This window comes from Mycobacterium sp. (assembly GCF_049278535.1).
Taxonomy (GTDB): Bacteria; Actinomycetota; Actinomycetes; order Mycobacteriales; family Mycobacteriaceae; genus Mycobacterium.
Window position 1 is genome coordinate 30,835 of sequence record NZ_JBAPMI010000265.1, and the last position, 22,582, is coordinate 53,416.

The following is a 22,582-nucleotide window of genomic DNA, read 5'->3' on the forward strand; positions in this document are numbered from 1 at the left end:
GGTCAGCCGTTCAGCATCTTCTTGACCCGCTTGATGTCGTTGGCCGACACCTCGGTACGTCCATCGAGTCGTCGCGTCCGCTTGGTCGGCTTGTGCTCGAGCAGGTGGCGACGACCGGCTTTTTGACGCACGATCTTCCCAGTGCCGGTACGCCGGAATCGCTTCGATGCTCCGCTGTGGGTCTTGGTCTTGGGCATGGGTTCTTATTTCTCCGGTGTCAGTTGGGCGACGGTTCGGGGTCGCTGTTGGTTGGGGCCTGGGGGGTGGGGCCACTGGCGTCTTGGGCCGCACGAGCACGGGTCTTCGCGCCGCGGTGTGGTGCCAGCACCATCGTCATGTTGCGTCCGTCCTGCTTGGCCGACGTCTCGACGAATCCGTAGTCGGCGACGTCGGCGCCCAAGCGTTGCAGCAGCCGGTAACCCAGCTCGGGTCGCGACTGCTCGCGTCCGCGGAACATGATCGTCACCTTGACTTTCGCTCCCGCTTCCAGGAACCGGATCACGTGACCCTTCTTCGTCGCGTAATCGTGATCGTCGATCTTGGGACGCAATTTCTGTTCTTTGACGACGGTCTGCTGCTGGTTCTTGCGAGACTCACGCGCCTTCTGCGCCGTCTCATACTTGAACTTGCCGTAGTCCATGATCTTGCAGACCGGTGGTCTGGCGTCCGGCGCAACTTCGACAAGGTCGAGATCGGCATCCGCGGCGACGCGAAGGGCGTCTTCGATACGCACGATGCCTACCTGCTCCCCTCCTGGACCGATCAGTCGGACTTCAGGTACGCGGATGCGTTCGTTTACGCGGGTCTCAGTGCTGATGGGGCCTCCCTCATTGATCTTTTGGTCGATTGCCACCATCACCTGCTCCGTTGGGAGTCAGCGGTTGGAATACCACGCCATCAGCAAAAAAGCCCTGCATAAGCAGGGCCCGGTGCCGACCGATCACGGCAAAGCCGCCTGCGAAAACGCAGAACCGGCACAGCTGGTGTGCCAGTGACCGGACCGCTGAGCCTTTATTGGCCAACGGTGGGATCGGGACTCCACTTGCTGTCTCTGGCATCGCCGGAGACGGTCGCGCCGGTGAGTCTACCAGTCACGACGCTGAGCTCGGTCATCTCGTTATGGGGCCGGCGGCAGGCGGCGGCACCAGACGAGGCAACCAAAGCTTCCCAGGACCGCCGACACGAGCAACCTCATGCGGTACGGAACATAGGCATTCCATAGCTAAACCGAATATCCTCGCCGTCTGTGACCCTCACCGTTTCGCGCGTGCGGAACCAGTCGAATTCTCGACTCCGCTGGGTGCCGGCAGCCGCCGGCTGGACGGTCGGTGTCATCGCCACCCTGTCGCTGATCGCCAGTGTGTCGCCGGTGATTCGGTGGCTTATCAGGGTGCCGCGCGAATTCATCAACGACTACGTCTTCAACTTCCCCGACACCAGCTTTGCGTGGTCATTCGTGCTGGCCCTATTGGCCGGCGCACTCACCGCCCGCAAACGCATCGCGTGGTGGCTGCTGGTACTCAACCTGCTGCTGGCGGCTGGCTTGAACGTCGGCGGTCTGATAGCGGACCACCCCAGCCCGGCGAAGAGCTTCGGCGAGACCCTCGGACTCGGGCTGCATCTGGCCGCCCTAATGGTGCTCATCCTTGCCTACCGCGAGTTTTGGGCCAAGGTCCGCCAGGGTGCGCTGTACAAGGCAGCCGGAGTGCTGTTGACCGGGTGGGCCATCGGAATCGTGGTGTCCTGGGGTCTGGTCGAGACATTTCCCCGCTCGCTGGCCGCCGAAGACCGGTTGTTCTATGTAGTGAACCGGGTGGTCGGATTCGCCGTCGTCGAGTCGGCGCAATTCACTGGCCGTCCGCCCATATTCCTCAATGCCCTCTTCGGATTGTTCAGTGCGATGGCGCTGATCGTCGCCGCGATCGTGTTGTTCCAGTCGCAGCGGGCCGAAAATGCACTCACCGGCGAGGACGAATCCGCGATTCGCGGGCTGCTCGAGCTATGGGGCAAGAACGATTCATTGGGGTACTTCGCCACTCGCCGGGACAAGTCGGTGGTTTTCGCGCCGAGTGGCCGCGCGGCCATCACCTACCGCGTCGAGGTCGGAGTCTGCCTGGCCAGTGGCGATCCAATCGGCGACCCGCGGGCATGGCACCAGGCCATCGACGCCTGGCTGGCGCTGTGCCAGTCCTACGGCTGGACGCCGGGAAATATGGGGGCGAGTTCGGCTGGGGCCAAGGCATTTCGCGAGGCCGGCCTGAACGCGCTGGAGCTCGGCGACGAAGCGATCTTGAACACCGCCGAGTTCAGGCTGTCCGGACGAGAGATGCGCGGGGTACGCCAGGCGGTGACTCGAGCGCGTCGCGCCGGGCTGACGGTGCGCATTCGACGGCACTACGACATCGCACCCGCCGAAATGGCGCACGTGACCCAACGGGCAGATGCCTGGCGGGACACCGAGTCCGAGCGCGGTTTCTCGATGGCGCTGGGCCGGCTCGGCGATCCGGCCGACGGCGACTGCCTTCTCGTGGAAGCCATTTCGTCCGAGGAGAAGGTCGTGGCGATGTTGTCGCTGGTGCCCTGGGGGCGCAACGGCGTTTCGCTCGACCTCATGCGCCGTTCGCCGCAGTCCCCTAACGGCACCATCGAGCTGATGGTCAGCGAGCTGGCCCTGCACGCCGAACGCATCGGCATCAGTCGAATTTCGTTGAACTTCGCCATGTTCCGATCGGCATTCGAGCAGGGGGCCCAACTGGGTGCCGGCCCGGTGGCGCGGCTGTGGCGCGGTTTTCTGCTGTTCTTCTCACGCTGGTGGCAGCTGGAGACGCTGTACCGCTCGAACATGAAGTACCAGCCCGATTGGGTGCCGCGGTTCGCTTGCTACGAAGACGGCCGGATGGTCCCGCGGGTGGGCGTCGCGTCATCCATCGCGGAGGGCTTCCTGGTGCTGCCGTTCGCCAGGCGCGACGAACAACACACCGGCCAACACCCGTCGGTGCCGGCGACACTGCTGGCGACCGGCCTGTTGCACCATGACGGCTCCGCGCCGGACGCGTCGGCGCTGCAGGAAGCCGACTTCGGCGACGTCGACGACCGGGGCCGGCGGCTGCCAGAGCAGATGCGCGTCCGGTTGTCCAAGCTGAAGATATTGCAGGACAACGGGATTGATGCCTATCCGGTAGGTCAGCCACCCAGTCATACGGTGGCTCAAGCCCTGGGCGTCGACGATCAGTCGGCGGTTTCGGTGTCGGGACGGGTGCTGCGGATCCGGGACTTCGGCGGCGTGCTGTTCGCCGAGCTGCGCGACTGGTCAGCGGAAGTACAACTGCTGCTGGAGAATTCGATTCTGGAGCATGGTCGCACGGCGGATTTCACCAAAGCGATCGATCTCGGCGACTTGGTCGAAGTGACCGGAAAGATGGGCTACAGCAAGACCGGCACCCAGTCGCTGATCGTGCGCAGCTGGCGCCTGATCGGAAAATGCCTACGTCCGCTGCCGAACAAGTGGAACGGGCTGACCGATCCGGAAGCCCGAGTGCGCAGCCGCTACGTCGACCTAGCCATCAATGCCGAGTCGCGCGAGCTGATTGCAGCGCGAAGCAGCGTGCTGCGATCGATCCGAGAGACCCTCAACGCCAAGGGATTCCTGGAAGTCGAAACCCCGATCCTGCAACAGATTCACGGTGGTGCCACCGCCCGGCCATTCATCACCCACATCAACACCTATGACCTCGATCTGTACCTGCGGATTGCGCCCGAGCTATACCTGAAGCGGCTCTGCGTGGGTGGCTTGGAGCGGGTGTTCGAACTGGGTAGAGCTTTCCGCAACGAGGGTGTCGACTTCAGCCACAATCCGGAATTCACATTGCTGGAGGCGTATCAGGCGCACGCCGATTACAAAGACTGGATCGACGGCAGCCGGGAGCTGATTCAGAATGCCGCGCAGGCCGCCAACGGAGCTCAGGTGGTGATGCGGCCTGGCAGCGACGGACTGGAGAAAATCGACATCTCCGGCGTCTGGCCGATCAAGACCGTGCATGACGCGGTGTCCGAGGCCCTCGGTGAGCACATCGACGCCAGCACCAGCCTGACCATGCTGCGTGGGTTGTCCGACGCAGCACAGATTCCGTACTTGGCGCAATGGGACGCCGGCGCGGTAGTTCTGGAACTTTACGAGCACCTGGTCGAGGCCCGCACTGAACGACCGACCTTCTACATTGATTTCCCGCTCTCTGTGTCGCCGCTGACCCGCCCCCACCGCAGCGAAGCGGGCATCGCCGAGCGCTGGGACCTGGTGGCGTGGGGCGTCGAGTTGGGTACGGCCTACAGCGAACTCACCGACCCCGTCGAGCAACGACGCCGACTGGAGGAGCAGTCGTTCCTGGCCGCCGGCGGGGATCCCGAGGCCATGGAGCTCGACGAGGACTTCCTGCAGGCGATGGAGTACGCGATGCCACCCACCGGTGGCCTCGGACTGGGTGTCGACCGCGTCGTCATGCTCATCACCGGCCGAAGCATCCGCGACACATTGCCGTTCCCGCTGGCGAAGCCGCGTTAGGCAAAACGGCCTGGGTACCAGATCGGTAAAAGTCATGCTCAAAGCGTGCAAAAAAGACCACAATGGACGCTGTGACAGGTTCACTGGCGAACCTCCCGACGGCGGTACTGGCCGACAACCACACTTCGTTGATGCACGGGTGGGTCCCCGGCGTAGTCCAGGCCGTCTCGGTGGTTGCGCTGCTGGTTGCGGTCGGATGGCGATCACGGCTGTGGCGACTGGTCTGGCTACCAGTCGCGGTAGTACTGGGTGCCGCCTTGGCCGCATTGTCGCACTGGTACATCGACAACCGGGGTCTGGCCGACGACCCTGCGCCGCACCTGCTGTGGTGGTGGATCGCCGTCAGCGGTAGCGCCGCGGCAGTGGCGGCGCTGGGCTGGCGCACCGCGCGCTGGTGGCGGCGCAGCGCATCGCTGCTGTCGGTGCCACTGTGTGTGCTCAGCGCCGCACTCACGCTCAACCTCTGTGTCGGCTACTTCCCGACCGTGCAGACGGCTTGGGATCAGCTCACCTCCGGTCCACTGCCCTACCAGACCGACGCGGCCGGCGTGGCCGCGATGGCGGCCGCGGGCCTGCAGCCCGCCCACGGCATCGTCGTACCGGTGACGATTCCCGACGATGCGTCGCATTTCAGACACCGCGGTGAAGTCGTCTACCTGCCGCCCGCGTGGTTCACCAGCAGCCCACCACCGCCGCTGCCGACAGTGATGATGATCGGCGGCGAGTTCAATACGCCTGCCGACTGGCTGAGGGCCGGCAACGCCGGGAAGACGATCGATGATCTCGCGGCCCGGCACGGGGGAAACGCTCCGGTGTTCGTCTTCGTGGACTCCGGCGGAGCGTTCAACAACGACACCGAATGCGTCAACGGCAGCCGCGGCAACGCCGCCGACCACCTCACTAAAGACGTTGTGCCATATATGATCTCGAAATTCGGCGTCAGCCCGGACTCGGCGCAATGGGGCATTGTCGGCTGGTCCATGGGTGGCACCTGCGCGCTGGATCTCACCGTCATGCATCCGGAGTTGTTCAGCTCATTTGTCGATATCGCCGGCGACCTGGGCCCCGAGGCCGGCACCAAAGCACAGACCATCGCCCGGCTGTTCGGCGGCAACGCTGACGCGTGGGCCGCGTTCGACCCGTCCACCGTGATCGCCAAACACGGTCGCTACAACGGAGTTTCGGGCTGGTTCGACGTGTCGTCGAGCAACCCGCCGAAACGTTATCGCGGTCTGTCGGTGACCGACGCCGGCGACGTGAGCCACAACGGCCGCAACTCCACTGCCAACCCCAACGACCAGATCACAGCGGCCGAGTCACTGTGCGGGCTCGGCCGCGTCAATGGCATCAATTGCGCGATCGTGGCCCAGCCGGGCAAGCACGACTGGGCCTTTGCCAGCAACGCATTCGCCGCGGCGCTGCCTTGGCTGGCCGGACGGCTGGACACTCCCGGAGTGCCGAGAATCGCGACGCGATCCAACTGGCCGCCCGCATCGGTCCCGGGTCCGCACGCCGAGCCAATAGGTCGATAACACCCATGGAGATCGCGCGGGCGCGCCGCACGATCTTCGCCCGGCATGCCCATCCGTGGAGCGCCTGGAGTCGATGGGCTAGCACGCCGCTGGTGCTGTTGCCGGTGTGGACGCGGCGTCGCAGCCACGCGCTGATGGCCGCCATCTGGTTTGCGCTCAACCCGGTGATCTTTCCGAAGGTCAGCGATGAAGGCCCATGGGCAACCCGCGCGATGCTCGGCGAAGAACTCTGGATTACCCGCCGGCCCAAGGACACTGCGATGGCGCTGAGCGTGCTGACCTCCATGGTCGCCGTTGTGGCTACCGTCGCCGCACGCCGGCACCGAGCCGTACCCGCGGCAATCGCGACCGCGGGCCAGATGGTGTTGACGTTGGTCTATTGGCACCAAATGGTGCGCTACCTGGAGCGCCACCGGTAACCTGGCATCGTGCCTGATGAGCCAGAAACCTCCGCGACTGAGCCTGATGCCGACACCGGCTACACGAGCTCCGGCGTACCGACATTCGACTCGGTCCGCGAGAAAATCGAGTCGCGCTACGAAACATCAATCGGGGCAACTGAATTAGATTCCGAAAGTCCGGAAGGTCGTGACGTCGAGGAGCAATTCGAGGCGCGCCAGCGCGCGGCTGCCGATCGGCTGGCGCAGATCCGTGAATCGATGCACGACGACAACCACTGAGCCCGAAGGGCACCGTGCGTCAATTCACCACCGATGAACGACGAAGAAGACTGGTCAGCAGACAGTTTCTTTCGCGCGCCGATTCGATAGTTCACGCCACCACCGCGCTGGTGGGTCTGCACGCCACGGATCCCGCCACGCCCTTTCTGTCGCTGTGGGTACGGTGCCCGGGCTTCATTACCGCTGACCTCGAGAACGAGCTGTACCAAAGCCGTTCCATGGTGCGGCATTTGGCAATGAGGCGGACGCTGTGGGTGCTCAGCGTCGATGACCTGCCGATCGTTCAGTCAGCCGCCAGCGATCGGGTGGCCGCCAATGAGCATCGCCGGCTCGTCAGTGACCTGCACAAGGCGGAGGTCACCGCCGACGGCGAGCAGTGGCTGCAGACAGCGTGTGCTGCGGTGCTGGGCCATCTGGGCCGGCATGGTCCGCTCAGCAGTATGGAGCTGCGTTCGGCGCTTCCCGAGATTGCGGGAACCTACGACCCTGCGCCCGGGAAGCCATGGGGCGGAATGGTTCCGGTGGCCCCCCGGGTATTGACGTTGCTCTCCGCCCGAGGCCAGATTGTGCGCGGACCGAACGACGGAGGCTGGACCACGTCGCGGCCCCGATGGGCGCTGGCCACCGATTGGCTAGAGCAACGCAGACCTTCGGGAGACGCTGTCGCAGAGTTGACGCGGCGATGGCTGCGCACCTTTGGACCCGCTACCGCCGCCGACATCAAATGGTGGTTCGGCACCACCTTGACGGCTGCGCAAAAAGCGTTGGGCGATATCGACGCAGTGGAGGTCAGCCTGGATAGCGGCCCCGGCTATGCCCTGGCCGAAGACCTGGACACCGAACCCGGGATCGCACCAGTGGCCGCGCTGCTGCCGGGCCTCGATGTCACCACAATGGGTTGGTTCGACCGCGACTGGTATCTCGGCGAGCATCGCGGCCAGGTCTTCGACCGCAACGGCAATGCCGGGCCGACGGCCTGGTGGGACGGACGCGTGGTGGGTGGCTGGTATCAGGATCGGGGGGCTCGCGTCCAGCTACAACTTCTCGAGGACCCGGGTCGCGACGGTCGGGGGGCATTGACGCGCCGTGCCGCTGAACTGACCGCATGGCTCGACGGTGTCGTCATCAAACCGCGGTTTCCCTCGCCGCTGTCGAAGTCGGCCAGTGTTAAGCGCTGACCTTCCGACGTTTGGTCGATCGCCGAGCCGGCCCGGACGACGGCTTTGCGGCGCCAAGCGTTTCGGCGAGGAACTTGCCGGTATAGCTCTCCGGCACCGCCATCACATCCTCCGGCGTGCCCTCGGCGACGATCGTGCCCCCGCCGGCGCCGCCCTCGGGTCCCATGTCGACGATCCAGTCCGATGTCTTGATCACGTCCAGGTTATGTTCGATCACGATGACCGTATTACCTTTGTCGACAAGGCCGTTGATGACATCGAGCAACTTGCGGATGTCTTCGAAATGCAAGCCGGTGGTCGGCTCATCGAGGATGTAGACCGTGCGTCCGGTGGAACGCTTCTGCAACTCTGAGGCCAGCTTGACCCGCTGCGCCTCACCGCCGGACAGCGTCGGCGCGGGCTGGCCCAGTCGGACGTAGCCGAGACCGACGTCGTCCAGCGTCCGCAGATAGCGGTGGATGCCGGTGATCGGTTTGAAGAACTCCGCCGCTTCCTCGATCGACATGTCAAGCACTTCGGAGATGGTCTTGCCCTTGTAGTGCACCTCTAAGGTCTCGCGGTTGTAGCGCGCGCCGTTGCAGACCTCGCAAGGCACGTACACGTCCGGCAGGAAGTTCATCTCGATCTTGATGGTGCCGTCGCCGGTGCACGCCTCGCAGCGACCGCCCTTGACGTTGAACGAGAACCGGCCCGGCTGATAACCGCGCACCTTGGCCTCGGTGGTCGCGGCGAACAGCGTGCGGATCTTGTCGAATACGCCGGTGTAGGTGGCCGGGTTGGACCGCGGCGTGCGCCCGATCGGCGACTGGTCGACGCGGACCAACTTGTCCACGTTGTCCAACCCGGTAACCCGGGTGTGCCGGCCCGGGACATGCCGGGCGCCGTTGAGCCGATTCGCCAGCACCGAGGCCAGGATGTCGTTGACGAGTGTCGACTTTCCAGAACCGGATACCCCGGTGACCGCGGTGAGCACGCCGAGCGGGAATGCCACATCGATCCCGCGCAGATTGTGCTCGTTGGCCCCGACAACCGTGAGCTGACGTTTCTTGTTGACCGGACGCCGAATCGTCGGCGCGGCAATGCTTTCCTTGCCCGACAGGTAGGCGCCGGTGATCGATTCCCGGTTGGCCAGCAGGTCGGCGTAGGTGCCGCTGTGCACGATGTGGCCGCCGTGCTCGCCGGCTCCCGGACCGATGTCGACAATCCAGTCGGCGTGCGCGATGGTGTCCTCGTCGTGCTCAACGACGATCAGCGTGTTTCCCAAATCCCTTAAGCGGGTGAGGGTTTCGATGAGCCGGCGATTGTCGCGCTGATGCAGCCCAATCGACGGCTCGTCGAGCACGTACAGCACGCCGACCAGACCCGAGCCGATCTGGGTGGCCAGCCGGATACGCTGCGCCTCCCCGCCCGACAACGTGGCCGCTGCCCGGGACAGCGACAGATACTCCAGCCCGACATCGAGCAGAAAGCCCAACCGCGACTGGATTTCCTTGAGCACCTGGCCCGCGATCGCTTGCTCGCGCGAGCCCAGCGTGAGCCCGTTCAGAAAGTCGGCACAGTCGGAGATGGACAGCTCGCACACCTCGGCGATCGACTTCGCGCCCTGATCCCCCGCAGCCAGGGTGACGGCCAGGATTTCCGGCTTTAGCCGCGTGCCCTCACACACCGGGCACGGCACGTCACGCATGAAGCCCTCATAGCGCTCCTTCATCAGCTCGGATTCGGTCTGATCCAGCTTGCGTTCCAGAAACGCCAGCACGCCTTCGAAGTCGGCGTAGTAGGAGCGGGTGCGTCCGTAGCGGTTGCGGTACTTGACGTGCACCTGCTCGTCGCAGCCCTCCAGAATCGCCTTGCGCGCCTTGGCCGGCAGCTTGCGCCACGGTGTGTCGACGTCGAAGCCCATCGCCTCACCCAGGCTGGCCAGCATTCGGGTGAAGTACTCCGCGGTGTGGCCCATCGACCACGGCGCCACAGCGCCTTCGGCGAGCGTGCGATCCGGGTCTGGCACCACCAGCTCGGGATCGACTTCCTTCCGGATGCCCAGACCGACGCACTCCGGGCACGCGCCATACGGCGAGTTGAAGGAGAACGACCGCGGCTCGAGGTCGTCGACGGCCAGGGAGTGCCCGTTGGGGCAGGCCAGCTTCTCGGAGAACCGCTGCTCGCGGTTCTGGGCATCGTGATCGTGATCGACGAACTCCAGCACGACGATGCCGTCGGCCAGGTTCAGCGCGGTCTCGACCGAATCGGTGAGCCGCTGCTTGGCGCTGGCCTTGACGGTCAGGCGGTCGACCACCACCTCGATGTCGTGCTTCTCCTGCTTCTTCAGCTTGGGCGGATCGGTCAGCGAATGCACCACGCCGTCGACGCGGACGCGGCTGTAGCCCTGCGCGTTCAGCTTTTCGAACAGGTCCGCGAATTCACCCTTACGGGTGCGCACCACCGGCGCGAGCACCTGGAACCGGGTGCCTTCGGGCATCACCAGCACCTGGTCGACGATCTGCTGCGGCGTCTGGCGCGCGATCCGCTCGCCGCAGACCGGGCAGTGCGGCGTGCCGGCCCGCGCATACAGCAACCGCAGGTAGTCGTACACCTCGGTGATGGTCCCGACCGTCGACCGCGGGTTGCGGTTGGTCGACTTCTGGTCGATGGACACTGCCGGTGACAGCCCCTCGATGAAGTCGACGTCGGGCTTGTCCATCTGGCCCAGGAACTGGCGGGCGTAGGCCGACAGCGACTCGACATAGCGCCGCTGGCCCTCGGCGAAGATGGTGTCGAACGCCAGCGAAGACTTTCCCGAGCCGGACAGGCCGGTGAAGACGATCAACGCGTCCCGTGGCAAATCAAGATCGACACTGCGCAGATTGTGCTCGCGAGCACCCTTAACGATCAGGCGGTCAGCCACGCTGTCTCTTCCACTCCGAGCTCATCACACACGTCATCCCCATGCTAAGTGCCCATACCGACAAGCCGCCGTCGGCCAGTACCGTTAACACGTATGACCGTCCTGAACGATGACTACACCGGCCACGTCGATCCCGGTAACGCAGCCCGTCGGACCTTGCCGGGCGCGACCATCGTCAAAACCTCGGTGGGCCCCATGGACAACAACGCCTACCTGGTCACATGTTCCGCGACCGGCGAGACCCTGCTGATCGACGCCGCCAACGATGCAGATTCGCTCGTCGAACTGGTGCGGACCCACGCCCCCAAGGTGTCGCTGATCGTCACCAGCCACCAGCATTTCGACCACTGGCAGGCACTGGAAGCCGTCGCCCAGGCCACCGGCGCACCGACCGCCGCGCATGCGATCGACGCCGATCCGTTGCCGATCAAGCCGGACCGCTTGCTCGCCGGTGGCGACACAGTCCAGATCGGTGAGCTGACGTTCGATGTCATCCATCTGCGCGGACACACCCCGGGCTCCGTTGCGCTGGCACTCGACGGCCCGGCCACCGGCGGAGTGACCCAGCTGTTCACCGGGGACTGCCTGTTCCCGGGCGGTCCTGGGCGGACAACACGTCCAGAAGACTTTGAATCGCTAATGAGCGACCTAGAGAGCAGCGTTTTCGGTCGGTACAGCGACGCTACAGTCGTGTACCCCGGCCACGGCGACGACACCACACTCGGGGCCGAGCGTCCGCACCTCCGGGAATGGCGCGCCAGAGGCTGGTAAGTCCTTCTCGCGCAAGCTAGGTACGGCGCTCGCCACACCCAGTTTCCCGGCGCCGGCCAAAGCTGGCTGACACACTGTCCCGGTGACCGGCCTGAAACCACCACTAGTGCTGCTACATCCGTTCACCAGCTCGGGACGTGTCTGGGACGATCTGGTGCCATTGCTGTCGGACTACCACCAGGTGCACACTCCGACCGCGATCGGCCACCGCGGCGGTAGCGAACCACAACGCAGGCCAGCCACCATCGCCGACCTATACGACGACGCCGAGCGCTGGCTCGATGAGCATGGCCTCGACCGCCCCCACCTCGTCGGCACAACAATCCAACCGGTCGAGCACCAGGTTCGAGCTGCTAAGCAACTGCGGCAACCTATCCCCATCACCTGACGACACCTCGTTGGGCGCCGAGCGACCGCGCCTTGCCGACTGCTGCCAACTTGGTTGGTGATTCGCAGCCACGAAAGGCGGTGCAGCGCCTAAGCTTACCGCGATGAGGGTGGGGATCGACTTCGGCACAACGCACACCGTCGCCGCGGTCGTCGATCGTGGCAATTATCCCGTGGTGTGTTTCGACGGTGCCGACTCCTGGCCATCGATGATCGCCGCCAACGAAGCCGGCGAGTTGCGCTTCGGTCTGGACGCTGCCACCGTCCGCCACGACCCGGGCTTTTCTGTGCTGCGGTCGTTCAAGCGTCTGCTCAACGACGCCGGACCCAGGACGACCGTCGAGCTCGCCGGGCGCAGCTATCGGCTGGCCGACCTTTTCGCGGGCTTTCTCGCACAGCTGAAAGCTGACCTGCAGCAGCGGTCGAACATCGAATTGCCCTCGGGAGAGCCGGTCGAAGCCGCGATCAGCGTGCCGGCCAACGCGTCCAGCGCGCAGCGGTTCCTGACGCTGGATGCGTTCACGCAGGCAGGCTTCGAGGTGGTCGCCCTGCTCAACGAGCCGTCGGCCGCGGGCTTCGAATACGCCCACCGGTACCGCTCGACGATCACCGCCAAGCGGGAGTATGTGCTGATCTACGACCTCGGTGGCGGGACGTTTGACGCGTCGCTGCTGAAGATGACCGGCCGGTTGAACGAGGTCGTCTTCAGCGAGGGCATTCAGCGGCTCGGCGGCGACGACTTCGACGAGACGATCCTCAAGCTCGTGCGCAAAGGCGCCGACCTGCGCAAGCTGCCCGCGGGAACACGCGATCTGTTGCTCGAGGAGTGCGCGGCACGCAAGGAGGCCGTGAGCCCGAACACCCGGCGCTTTCTGGTCGACCTGGCCGGGGTCGACAAGCCGCCGTTCGCTTGCCCGATCGAAGACATCTACAACGCTTGTGTTCCGCTGGTGGACAAGACAATTGCCGCTCTTTCGCGGGTGTTACGCGACCATGCCGCCGGTGACGTCGCCTGGTCGGACCTTGCGGGCATTTATGTGGTGGGCGGGGCCGGAAGTTTCCCCCTGGTTGCCCGGACGTTGCGCGCGACGTTCGATGAAAAACGGGTCAAGCGCTCACTGCACCCATTCGCGGCGACCGCGATCGGCCTGGCCGTCTTTCTGGACCGCGAAGCGGGATTTGGTTTGTCCGAACGCCTTTCGCGCCACTTCGGGGTTTTCCGCGAGGCGTGCGCGGGTGAGGACGTGTGCTTCGACCCGATTGTGCCCAAGGGGTCTGCGCTGCCGACCGCGGGCCAGCCGCCCTTCGTCGTCACCCGGACCTATCGGGCGGCGCACAACATCGGGCACTTCCGATTCGTGGAGTGCACCCGGTTACGCGACGGCCGTCCCGACGGCGACGTCACACCGTATGACCCGGTGTTCTTTCCGTTCGATCCCAATCTAAGCGACGACCAGGACCTTCCACGCCGGACCGTGCGACGACGCGAGGACGGCCCCGATGTCGAGGAGCGCTACGTCATCACGGCCGGCGGGGCCGTGGAGGTGACCCTGACGACGCGCCCGGAGCAGCTGAGCCGGACATTCCGGCTGGAGCGCCACGACCTCGCCAGCGCCTGACGTTAATTCGCGGCATCGAGGTCGGGCGTCCAGGCCACCCCGTTGATGTGGCTGCCGCCGTCGATGAACAACGTGTTGCCGGTGAGATAGCGACAGCCTTCGCCGGCCAGGAACACCGCGACCGGTGCGATGTCGAGGTAGGGGTCTCCGACTCGGCCCATCGGGTTCATCGAATCCGCGAAGGCCGCGACGTCCGGGTTGTTTCCGAGTGCACGCATGAACGCGGCGCTCTTGGCGGCCGGGCAGATGGCGTTGACGGCGATGCCGTACGGCGCCCACTCTCTTGCGGCGGTGCGGGTCAGCGCGCGCAGCGCCTCTTTGGCGGCGTTGTACTCCAGGGTGCCCATGTGGGCATTGACGCCGTTGAGGCTGCAGACGTTGATGATCCGGCCCCAGCCGCGTTCCCGCATGTGCGGCAGGGCGGCTCGCATCGCCCAGAACGGCCCGTAGTAGGCGATCGCGATGCCGTCGCTGAGCTGCTGATCGGTCTTGTTCTCCACCCGGCCCATCGATCCGCCGCCCCAGGCATTGTTCACCAGGATGTCGATCGATCCGTATGCTGAAACAGCTTGTGCGACAGCATTTTCGACTTGGTCGCGCACCGAGACGTCGACTGGGACCAACAGACCGCCGATCGACTCGGCGACGTCCTGCCCGGTATTGGTGTCCCGTTCGGCCACCACGACTTTCGCGCCCTCTTCGGCAAACCGGCGCGCAATGGCCGCACCGATACCGGCTCCCCCGCCGGTGACCAGCGCGACCCTGCCCTGAAGCTCTGTCATGCCGACCGTCCATGAGCGCCGGCGGCGAGCAAGCCGCGCGCCTCGCTGGAACCGTCCAGCGCGCGGGTGATGCGTTTGTCGATCCGCCAGCCGGCGGGCGTCCGGCGCAACGTGATGTGATTTGCACCGGCCCGCCACACCCGGTAGCCACGGCCGTCGTCGTTGCGCAGGACCACGACCGACTCGCACACCGCAATCGCGTTGTCGCCGTCGACCTCGACGCACACCGGGCCGAGAAAATGGGCCGAACCGCTGCCGATCAGCCCCTGATGCGCTGACGATCGCACCATGTCGGCGACGTCGGCCCGGCTGCGCATGTGCCAGCCATCGACGTCGTACTCGCCTTCTTCTGACCACAATTCCGCGACCGCCGCAGCGTCGCCGGCGTCCACCAGCGGTCCGTAGGATGCCATCAGTCGACCGATGGCCAGTTCATCCTCGGCCCGGCGCAGCCGTTGTTCCAGCCCCGCCAGTCGCTCCTCCACCGTCATCGACATTCCTCTCCACCTTCAACAGCCTCTGCATGGCGCGATGCGCGCCGAGCACCGCCTTGGCCCGATCGGGATCGTTGCGCATCGCCACCATCTGCTCGTTGCCGCTGACAACGTGCACGGGACCCCGGCCCAGCCATTCCAGGCCCTCGCGGGCCACATCGGCGGGGTCGGCGACGACGACCCCGGGCGCGTCGAAGTTCAGGCCGACTCGTTCCATCGCCGGCGTGCGCGTCACGCCCAGCACCAGTTCCAGCACGTCGACGCCGTGCTCCCGGAGTTCGAGCCAGAGCCCCTCGGCGAAGAGCCTGGTGAAGGCCTTCACTCCGCCGTAAACGGTGTGCCGAGCCGATCCGAGATAGCCCGCCAGCGAGCCCAGTACCACGATGCCGCCACGTCGCCGGGCGCGCATTTCCTGTCCGTAGTGGTGCACGAGGCCCAGCGGTGTCGACACGTTGAGATCGATCACCCGCTGGAATTCGGCCAGCTCGCCGTCAAGAAACTCGTGACTGTGGGTGTTTGCGCCCGCGACCAGGATCAACAGCCCGACCTCCAACCCGTCGGTGGCCGCGGCGATGCCGGCGCAGGCATCGGGCGCGCTCAAATCGGTCGAGAGGGTGCGGACTCCGCCGCCGTACCGGCGGCACTGGTCCGCGGTCTGCGCTAAAGCGTCTGCCTTACGAGCGACCAGCACGAGATTGAAGCCGGCTTCGGCGAGTAGCCGTGCGAATTCGGCGCCGACCCCCTCCGAGCCGCCCGCGATCAGCGCCCACGGCCCGTACTTCGCGGTGTCGATCACCGGGTTGACGCGCGGATGCCCGCTTACGTGGTGGTGTGGACGATCAGCACGTCGACTTTGGCCCGTCGCGAGACGTTGGCCGGCACCGATCCCAGCAACCGGCCGGCGATCGTGCTCAGGCCGACGTTGCCGACGACAAGCAGGTCAGCATTGACCTCTTCGGCAAGCCCGACCAGCGCATCGACGGGAGCGCCGACGACTGACCGCTCTTCGATGTTGGCGGCTCCGGCGGCGGCAGCGCGTTCCTTGGCCTCGCGCAGGATCGCATAGACCGGGGCGCTGCCCGAGACTTTGTAGCTCTCGTCTTTCAGGGCGTCAGCGGCTCGGGCATCCTCGTGCTGAGGTAAGTACGCCGTCGCGACAATCAGCTTCGCGTCCGCCCCGGCAATGCTGCCCGCCTTCTCCACCGCGCGAAGCGACGAATCCGAGCCGTCGGTACCTACCACCACGGTCCGATAGGCGCTCATTTACCCTCCCAGGTGTCGGTTGCTACGCCAACCCAAGACAGTAATGCCTTGCCGTAGCCAGATGGCCGGTTTGAGACACGCCGACGCGGTGGACATTTCCGCGCCCGCGCTGCGGCAAGCGCACTCTGAGCCGTCAAATGCGTCGGCCCCACCCCCGATTAACCATCTAAATCAGTGAAAAGTGTTGAAGCGCAACATCTTCCGACGATGAGATCCTTGGCCCGTTGGGGTGTCGACCGGCAAAAGTGGCGCGTGAGCAGGCAGTACGAGTAAGCAGGTTAACCACGGTGGCTTTAAAGTGACACACATCATGGTTGCCACAACAGTCGACGAACCCCGGGCGGCGGTCACCGCAAGCGCGTCGCGTCTGCGGCCCCCGAGCCGGATCCTCGACCCGCTTGCAGTCGCGGTGCTGGCCGCTGTCATCGGAGCTGCCGGGGCGGGCCGGCCGTCACTGTGGTTCGACGAGAGCGCCACGATTTCCGCCTCCGCCGGCCGTTCGCTACCCGACCTGTGGCGGCTGCTGGGCCACATCGACGCCGTGCACGGATTGTTCTACCTAGTGATGCATGGCTGGTTCAGCATCTTCCCGCTGACCGAGTTCTGGTCCCGGGTGCCCAGTTGCCTGGCCGTCGGGATCGCCGCAGCCGGCGTGGTGGTGTTCGCGAGGCAGTTCCTGCCGAGGACCACCGCGGTGTGTGCGGGCGTCGTGTTCGCCATCCTGCCGCGGGTGACGTGGGCGGCCGTCGAAGCGCGTTCGTACGCCTTGACGGCGGCCGCCGCGGTGTGGCTGACCATTTTGTTGATCGCCGCGGTACGCCGACAACGGCCGCGGCTTTGGGCGTTCTACGCGCTCGCGCTGATGCTGTCGATATTGCTCAACATCTATCTGGTGTTGCTGGTGCCGGTCTACGCCGTCGTGACGCCTGTGCTACGGCGCAGCAAGTCGGTGTTGCGGTGGTGGGCGATCACATCAGCGATCGCGGTAGCCGCATTGACACCGTTGATGCTGTTCGCGCACGGCCAGAGCTTCCAGGTCGCCTGGATCTATCCGTTGAATTGGCACAACATCCTCGATGTCGTGCTGCATCAGTATTTCGACAACAGCGTTCCGTTCGCGATCGTGGCAGCACTCATTTTCATTGCAGCGCTGGCGATTCGGAAAATGGGTCGATGGCACTCGGCCGGAGATACCCGCCGGGTGCTGATCATCTGCGCCGCCTGGATACTAGTGCCCACCGCCATCAGCCTGATCTATTCGGCGGTCAGCGATCCGTTTTACTACCCGCGGTATCTGTTCTTCAGCGCCCCGGCGATGGCGGTCGTGCTGGCGATCTGCATCGTCGCAGTCGCGGGTAAACCGCGATGGATCGCTGCGACGCTGATCGTGCTCACCGTCGCGGCATTCCCGAATTATCTTCTGTCGCAGCGACAGCGGTACGCCAAAGAAGGCTGGGATTACAGCGACGTTGCCGATCTGATCAGCGCGCAAGCAGCTCCCGGCGACTGCCTGCTGGTCGACAACACGGTCGGCTGGCTGCCCGGGCCGGTTCGGGCGCTGCTTGCGGCCCGTCCCGACGCGTTCCGGCCGCTGGTCGACATCAGTCGCGGCGTCCCCGCGCCCAAGCGCGAGACGCTGTGGGACGGTCACGTGGCGGTGTGGCTGGTGGTGGGTCACCTCTACAAATGCACCACGCTGTGGACCATTTCCACCCACGACACCAAGCTGCCCAACCATCAGAGCGGGAAATCGCTACCGCCGGGACGGGTGCTGGTGCGCGCACCCGCGTACCAGACAGCGAGAAATGTCGGATTTCACATCGTCGAGCGGTGGCAGTTTCACCGCACTCAGGTGCTCAAGTCGACCCGCTGACGACAGGACTTCGCTTTAGTCGAATCCGGTTGTGCGCGAACATAAGTTGATCATCGCATGCTCCGAGTGGCGCGGTGAGCGGTAAATGCGCCCAGCACGCCCACAACGGCGAAGACCGCGAACAACGCCCGCGCGGCGATGACCGTGCTGCCGTGCGCGGTGTTGACGACGACACCAGCCAGCCCGGCGCCAAAGGCGCCAGCGATGACCTCGATCGTGTTGATCGCCGCGGCCGCTGCGGCACCTTCCTTCTCGTCGTCGACGAACAGCATCGACCAGGCCGACAGGTGCGGCCAGGCCGTCCCGATGCCGACTCCGGTGATCGTGAGCGCCAGTGCCCACGTGACGACGAGCCCCGTGGCCGCGTTGTCGAATTGGGTGGCCGCGGCCAGGATCAGACCCACCGCAATCAGCAGCGGCGCACCCACGACCACGCGGTTGATGGTTCTCCTGTTCTTCAGCGACGCGCTGAGGATCTCGCTGACGGCCCAGCCGACCGCCAGCGCCGCGCCCAGAAAACCGGCCGCGAGGGGAACCAAATGCGCCAGGCGTTGCCCGAACAGCGGCACATACATGTCCACCATTGCCGCGGCCATCAGCACCGTCAGAGTCAGATAGATCCACTTCAACGGCCCGGCGCCAAATGCACTGGGCGGCAGTACTTTAACAACCATCCGCCGATCGACGACCAGGAATGCGGCGATCAGGACCAGGCTGACCGCAAGCAGCGTTGCGGTCAGCGCGACGTTGGTGGGCACCTGGGCAACGCTGACGATCAGCGCCGCAGCGCCCAGCAGCATTACCGACCACACCGGCACCTTCAGCGCCGGCTCGACGCCCTCCGGATCGACGCGGCGCGCCGGTAACACCATCGGGACCAGCACGGCCATCGCCAGGGCGAGCATTGCCATGACGCCGAACGCCCACCGCCACAAGCCGAATTGGGCGAACAGACCGCCGGCCGCCGGGCCCGTCACCGTCGCGACGCCCCACATCGCCGACACCAGTGCCGAGGCGCGGGTCCACAGTGACCGGGGCAGAGCGGTATTGATCAGCGCGTAGCCCAAACCGGCCAACAACCCTCCGGCCGCGCCCTGCAGAGTGCGACCTACCAGCAATACCTCCATACCGGGAGCCGCCACGCACACCACGCTGCCGATCCCGAACACGGCCAGTCCCAACAGAAATGACACCCGCGGTCCGATGCGCAGCAGCACCGCGTTGACCGTCGTCGCAGCGACCACCGACCCCACCAGGTACAGAGTGGTGACCCAGGCGTACAGCCGTTCGCCACCGATGTCCGCGATCGCGCTCGGCAGCAGACTGATCGTCAGGAACTCGTTGGTCGCATAGAGCAAAACTCCGCCGGCAAGCAGTATCGAGGTCCCCAGGAACTGGGGACCCAATAGCGTGCGCCAGCCGTCGGCGGCCACCGAGCCGTGGGGTGAGCTCACTTCAGACCGGCGGCGTCCATTCCGCGCAGCTCTTTCTTGAGGTCGGCGATTTCGTCACGGAACCGGGCGGCCAACTCGAACTGCAGGTCGCGCGCCGCGGTCATCATCTGCGCGGTGAGGTCTTTGATCAGGTCGGCCAACTCGGCCCTCGGCATGTTGGCGGTGTCCCGCCCCTCGTACACGCCGGCACTGACCGCCCGACCGGGCTCGCCCTGCGCTCGCCGGCCGCGCGACGAGTTACGCCCCGAGCCGCCGATCTCGATGGCATCGGAGTCGTCGGCCTCGCGGTAGACCTGGTCCAGGATGTCGGCGATCTTCTTGCGCAACGGTTGCGGGTCGATGCCATTGGCCTCGTTGTAGGCGACCTGCTTGGCACGGCGCCGATCGGTCTCGTCGATCGCCTCTCGCATTGAGTCGGTGATCTTGTCGGCGTACATGTGGACCTCGCCGGACACGTTGCGGGCGGCGCGGCCGATGGTCTGGATCAGGCTGCGGGATGAGCGCAGAAAGCCTTCTTTGTCGGCATCCAGGATCGCGACCAGCGACACTTCGGGGAGGTCGAGGCCCTCGCGCAGCAGGTTGATGCCGACCAGCACGTCGTAGTCACCCAGCCGCAGCTGGCGGAGCAGTTCGACCCGCCGCAAGGTGTCGACCTCGGAGTGCAGGTAGCGCACCCGGATGCCCAGTTCCAGCAGGTAGTCGGTGAGGTCCTCGGCCATCTTCTTGGTCAGCGTCGTGACCAGGATCCGCTGGTCGGCCGCGGCGCGCTTGCGGATCTCGCCGATCAGGTCGTCAATCTGGCCCTTGGTCGGCTTCACCACCACCTTCGGGTCGACCAGCCCGGTCGGACGGATGACCTGTTCGACGAACTCGCCCGCGGCCTGGCTCAACTCGTAAGGACCGGGCGTGGCCGACAGGTACACCGTCTGCCCTATCCGGTCGGCGAACTCCTCCCAGGTCAGCGGCCGGTTGTCGCACGCGGAGGGGAGCCGGAACCCGTAGTCGACGAGGTTGCGTTTACGCGACATGTCGCCCTCGTACATGCCACCGATCTGCGGCACGGTCACGTGCGACTCGTCGATGACCATCAGGAAGTCTTCGGGGAAGTAGTCCAGCAGGGTCGCGGGTGGCGAGCCCGGGCCGCGAGCGTCGATGTGTCGCGAGTAGTTCTCGATGCCGGAGCAGAACCCGACCTGACGCATCATCTCGACGTCGTAGTTGGTCCGCATCCGCAGCCTTTGGGCCTCCAGTAGCTTGCCCTGGCTCTCCAGCTCGGCGAGGCGCTCCTCGAGTTCCTGCTCGATGGTGGAGATGGCGTGGGCCATTCGCTCCGGTCCGGCAACGTAGTGCGTCGCCGGGAAGACGCGAAGCGAGTCGACCTTGCGGATTACTTCGCCCGTGAGCGGGTGCATGTAGTAGAGCGCTTCGATTTCGTCGCCGAAATACTCGATGCGGACGGCCAATTCCTCATACGACGGAATGATCTCGACGGTGTCGCCACGGACCCGGAACGTGCCGCGGGTGAAGGACATGTCGTTGCGGGTGTACTGCACGTCGACCAACAGCCGCAACAGTCCATCACGCGGGACCTCGGTGCCCACCTGAAGCTCGACCGAGCGATCCAGGTAGGACTGCGGCGTGCCCAGGCCGTAGATGCAGGACACCGACGCCACCACCACTACGTCGCGGCGCGACAGCAGCGACGACGTGGCGGAGTGTCGCAGCCGCTCCACGTCGTCGTTGATCGAGCTGTCTTTTTCGATGTAGGTGTCGGTCTGCGCGATATACGCCTCGGGCTGGTAGTAGTCGTAGTAGGAGACGAAGTATTCAACGGCGTTGTGCGGCAACATCTCTCGCAGCTCGTTGGCCAGCTGCGCGGCCAGCGTCTTGTTGGGCGCCATCACCAGAGTCGGCCGCTGCAGCCGCTCGATGAGCCACGCGGTAGTGGCCGACTTTCCGGTACCGGTGGCGCCCAGCAGCACGATGTCGCGCTCCCCCGCTTGGATCCGGCGTTCCAACTCGTCGATGGCGGCCGGCTGGTCACCGGCCGGTGCGTAGGGGCTGACCACCTCGAAATGGCCACCGGCGCGCACCATCGCCTCGACCGGGCGGTATTCGGAGTGCGCAATCACAGGATGCTCGGTAGCAAACGCCATGTTCACCAGGGTAGAACGCATCACCGACAAGGTCAGCTGTGCTGGCTGCTCCATACCCGGGTGCCCGGGTCGCATTCAATGAGGTGCCCGTCGTCAGACTTCGACATGGTGAACACCGGTGAGTCGTCGGACGAAGCCGTGTTCGACATCTCGTCGGGCGCGGCCGAGTTCTACACGACCCTCCGTGGGCCTCGCGGCTCCTGTTGTGCCGCTTATGAAACAGCTGTGAATCGCAGCTCCTTTGCAGCTCACGGCAACACATAGGCGAATCACGGTGCGTACCGAGGAAGCCGTGCCGCTGTGGAGTCGATACTGGAGTGGTGAGTCGACCAGCCCCTCCCCATCTGAGCATCGGGCCCAAGAGCTCAGAAAGCACCTTTGCGCCGGGTCACGACGTCGTCATCGGCCGCGATCTGCGCGTTGACGTCCGAATCGCAGACCCACGCATCTCGCGCGCGCACCTGATCCTGCGTTTCGAGCAGGGCAAGTGGATGGCCATCGACAACGGTTCGGTGAACGGGAACTTCGTGGGTACGCGGCCGCGTCGTCAACTGTCGACGTCCGGCACTTGGTGCCGGACACGCTGCTTCCCCAGGACCAGTTCTGGCCGCACACCCGGCACTTCGGGCTACTCGACATGGGCATGCTGGCCGGATTGACGCTGTTCTTCGCGTGCTTTGTCCGTTGGAGAATCCGGCTCCGCCGCTGATAAGAGGTACACCATCCACCCGCCCAAGCACGAGACGTTCGACCTGCTCGCCCGCACCAACACCGATCCTAAGGGTGTCGTGCGGGCCGTCGATGAGTACGTCGTGCGGCCATGGGGCCTTTATCTGGCCCGCCCAACTCCTGGCCGCGCACAGTTCAACTACCTCGAATCGTGGCTGCTGCCGACGCTGGGTCTACGCGCAACGATCTTTCACTTCAATC

General features: G+C 65.2%; 19 protein-coding genes and 2 pseudogenes. 12 read left to right on the forward strand and 9 right to left on the reverse strand.

Annotated features, from left to right (window positions below; translation table 11 throughout):
• Positions 1 to 2 precede the first annotated feature (2 nt).
• Complete coding sequence (gene rpmI, locus WAO18_RS17895) at positions 3 to 197, reverse strand: 50S ribosomal protein L35 (protein WP_422207572.1); 195 nt, start codon at positions 195 to 197, stop codon at positions 3 to 5.
• A gap of 20 nt (positions 198 to 217) precedes the next feature.
• Positions 218 to 817, reverse strand: coding sequence for a translation initiation factor IF-3 (gene infC / locus WAO18_RS17900; protein WP_422207590.1), 600 nt, complete (start codon positions 815 to 817; stop codon positions 218 to 220).
• A 429-nt stretch (positions 818 to 1,246) separates the two neighbouring features.
• Between infC and lysX the strand changes: the two genes are divergently transcribed.
• From lysX to WAO18_RS17925, 5 genes are all read left to right on the forward strand, one after another.
• On the forward strand, positions 1,247 to 4,558 hold the full coding sequence (gene lysX, locus WAO18_RS17905) for a bifunctional lysylphosphatidylglycerol synthetase/lysine--tRNA ligase LysX (protein WP_422207573.1): 3,312 nt from the start codon (positions 1,247 to 1,249) through the stop codon (positions 4,556 to 4,558).
• A 62-nt stretch (positions 4,559 to 4,620) separates the two neighbouring features.
• Entirely contained in the window at positions 4,621 to 6,090 is a 1,470-nt protein-coding gene (locus tag WAO18_RS17910; protein ID WP_422207574.1) for an alpha/beta hydrolase, read from the forward strand.
• A 5-nt stretch (positions 6,091 to 6,095) separates the two neighbouring features.
• On the forward strand, positions 6,096 to 6,509 hold the full coding sequence (locus WAO18_RS17915; protein WP_422207575.1) for a DUF6653 family protein: 414 nt from the start codon (positions 6,096 to 6,098) through the stop codon (positions 6,507 to 6,509).
• A gap of 9 nt (positions 6,510 to 6,518) precedes the next feature.
• Positions 6,519 to 6,770: a hypothetical protein gene (locus tag WAO18_RS17920; RefSeq protein WP_422207576.1), complete on the forward strand. Its 252-nt coding sequence runs from the start codon at positions 6,519 to 6,521 to the stop codon at positions 6,768 to 6,770.
• Positions 6,771 to 6,784: 14 nt separating this feature from the next.
• Positions 6,785 to 7,948, forward strand: a complete 1,164-nt coding sequence (locus WAO18_RS17925) for a winged helix DNA-binding domain-containing protein (protein ID WP_422207577.1) — start codon at positions 6,785 to 6,787, stop codon at positions 7,946 to 7,948.
• On the opposite strand, the gene uvrA is transcribed toward WAO18_RS17925, so the two are convergent.
• Positions 7,938 to 10,853, reverse strand: coding sequence for an excinuclease ABC subunit UvrA (gene uvrA / locus WAO18_RS17930; RefSeq protein ID WP_422207578.1), 2,916 nt, complete (start codon positions 10,851 to 10,853; stop codon positions 7,938 to 7,940). The two genes, WAO18_RS17925 and uvrA, sit on opposite strands and share 11 nt — an antisense overlap.
• A gap of 93 nt (positions 10,854 to 10,946) precedes the next feature.
• Between uvrA and WAO18_RS17935 the strand changes: the two genes are divergently transcribed.
• From WAO18_RS17935 to WAO18_RS17945, 3 genes are all read left to right on the forward strand, one after another.
• Entirely contained in the window at positions 10,947 to 11,624 is a 678-nt protein-coding gene (locus tag WAO18_RS17935) for an MBL fold metallo-hydrolase (RefSeq protein ID WP_422207579.1), read from the forward strand.
• A gap of 82 nt (positions 11,625 to 11,706) precedes the next feature.
• Positions 11,707 to 12,012, forward strand: a complete 306-nt coding sequence (locus WAO18_RS17940) for an alpha/beta fold hydrolase (RefSeq protein WP_422207580.1) — start codon at positions 11,707 to 11,709, stop codon at positions 12,010 to 12,012.
• A 103-nt stretch (positions 12,013 to 12,115) separates the two neighbouring features.
• Positions 12,116 to 13,630 (forward strand): Hsp70 family protein, encoded by a 1,515-nt coding sequence (locus WAO18_RS17945; protein ID WP_422207581.1) that lies wholly within the window; start codon positions 12,116 to 12,118, stop codon positions 13,628 to 13,630.
• 2 nt (positions 13,631 to 13,632) lie between these two features.
• Here the strand turns inward: WAO18_RS17945 and WAO18_RS17950 are convergent, their stop codons facing one another.
• The 4 genes from WAO18_RS17950 to WAO18_RS17965 are packed head-to-tail and all read right to left on the reverse strand — an operon-like array spanning position 13,633 to position 16,169.
• A complete protein-coding gene (locus tag WAO18_RS17950) occupies positions 13,633 to 14,412 on the reverse strand; it encodes an SDR family NAD(P)-dependent oxidoreductase (RefSeq protein ID WP_422207582.1) in 780 nt (259 codons plus the stop codon).
• A complete protein-coding gene (locus WAO18_RS17955) occupies positions 14,409 to 14,903 on the reverse strand; it encodes a nuclear transport factor 2 family protein (RefSeq protein WP_422207583.1) in 495 nt (164 codons plus the stop codon). Before WAO18_RS17955 ends, WAO18_RS17950 begins: the two co-directional genes overlap by 4 nt.
• Positions 14,845 to 15,702 carry an SDR family NAD(P)-dependent oxidoreductase gene (locus tag WAO18_RS17960; RefSeq protein WP_422207584.1) on the reverse strand — a complete coding sequence of 286 codons (858 nt, stop codon included), beginning with the start codon at positions 15,700 to 15,702 and terminating at the stop codon, positions 14,845 to 14,847. The genes WAO18_RS17955 and WAO18_RS17960 overlap by 59 nt, the downstream gene beginning before the upstream one ends.
• Positions 15,703 to 15,725: 23 nt before the next feature.
• Positions 15,726 to 16,169: a universal stress protein gene (locus tag WAO18_RS17965; RefSeq protein ID WP_422207585.1), complete on the reverse strand. Its 444-nt coding sequence runs from the start codon at positions 16,167 to 16,169 to the stop codon at positions 15,726 to 15,728.
• Between the two features lie 310 nt (positions 16,170 to 16,479).
• On the opposite strand from WAO18_RS17965, the gene WAO18_RS17970 reads away from it, so the two are divergent.
• Positions 16,480 to 18,042: a glycosyltransferase family 39 protein gene (locus tag WAO18_RS17970; RefSeq protein WP_422207591.1), complete on the forward strand. Its 1,563-nt coding sequence runs from the start codon at positions 16,480 to 16,482 to the stop codon at positions 18,040 to 18,042.
• 50 nt (positions 18,043 to 18,092) lie between these two features.
• Here the strand turns inward: WAO18_RS17970 and WAO18_RS17975 are convergent, their stop codons facing one another.
• Both WAO18_RS17975 and uvrB read right to left on the reverse strand, forming a co-directional pair.
• Positions 18,093 to 19,496 carry an MFS transporter gene (locus WAO18_RS17975; protein WP_422207586.1) on the reverse strand — a complete coding sequence of 468 codons (1,404 nt, stop codon included), beginning with the start codon at positions 19,494 to 19,496 and terminating at the stop codon, positions 18,093 to 18,095.
• Positions 19,493 to 21,652, reverse strand: a complete 2,160-nt coding sequence (uvrB, locus tag WAO18_RS17980; RefSeq protein ID WP_422207587.1) for an excinuclease ABC subunit UvrB — start codon at positions 21,650 to 21,652, stop codon at positions 19,493 to 19,495. Before uvrB ends, WAO18_RS17975 begins: the two co-directional genes overlap by 4 nt.
• A gap of 320 nt (positions 21,653 to 21,972) precedes the next feature.
• On the opposite strand from uvrB, the pseudogene WAO18_RS17985 reads away from it, so the two are divergent.
• The 3 genes and pseudogenes from WAO18_RS17985 to WAO18_RS17995 all read left to right on the forward strand — a co-directional run.
• A pseudogene (locus tag WAO18_RS17985) lies at positions 21,973 to 22,191 on the forward strand (FHA domain-containing protein); the annotation flags it as partial.
• The gene (locus WAO18_RS17990; protein ID WP_422207592.1) at positions 22,140 to 22,361 is read left to right on the forward strand and encodes a hypothetical protein; all 222 of its coding nucleotides are present in this window, start codon (positions 22,140 to 22,142) and stop codon (positions 22,359 to 22,361) included. The pseudogene WAO18_RS17985 and the gene WAO18_RS17990, both read left to right, overlap by 52 nt.
• A gap of 43 nt (positions 22,362 to 22,404) precedes the next feature.
• Positions 22,405 to 22,582: pseudogene (locus WAO18_RS17995) on the forward strand (hypothetical protein); the annotation flags it as partial.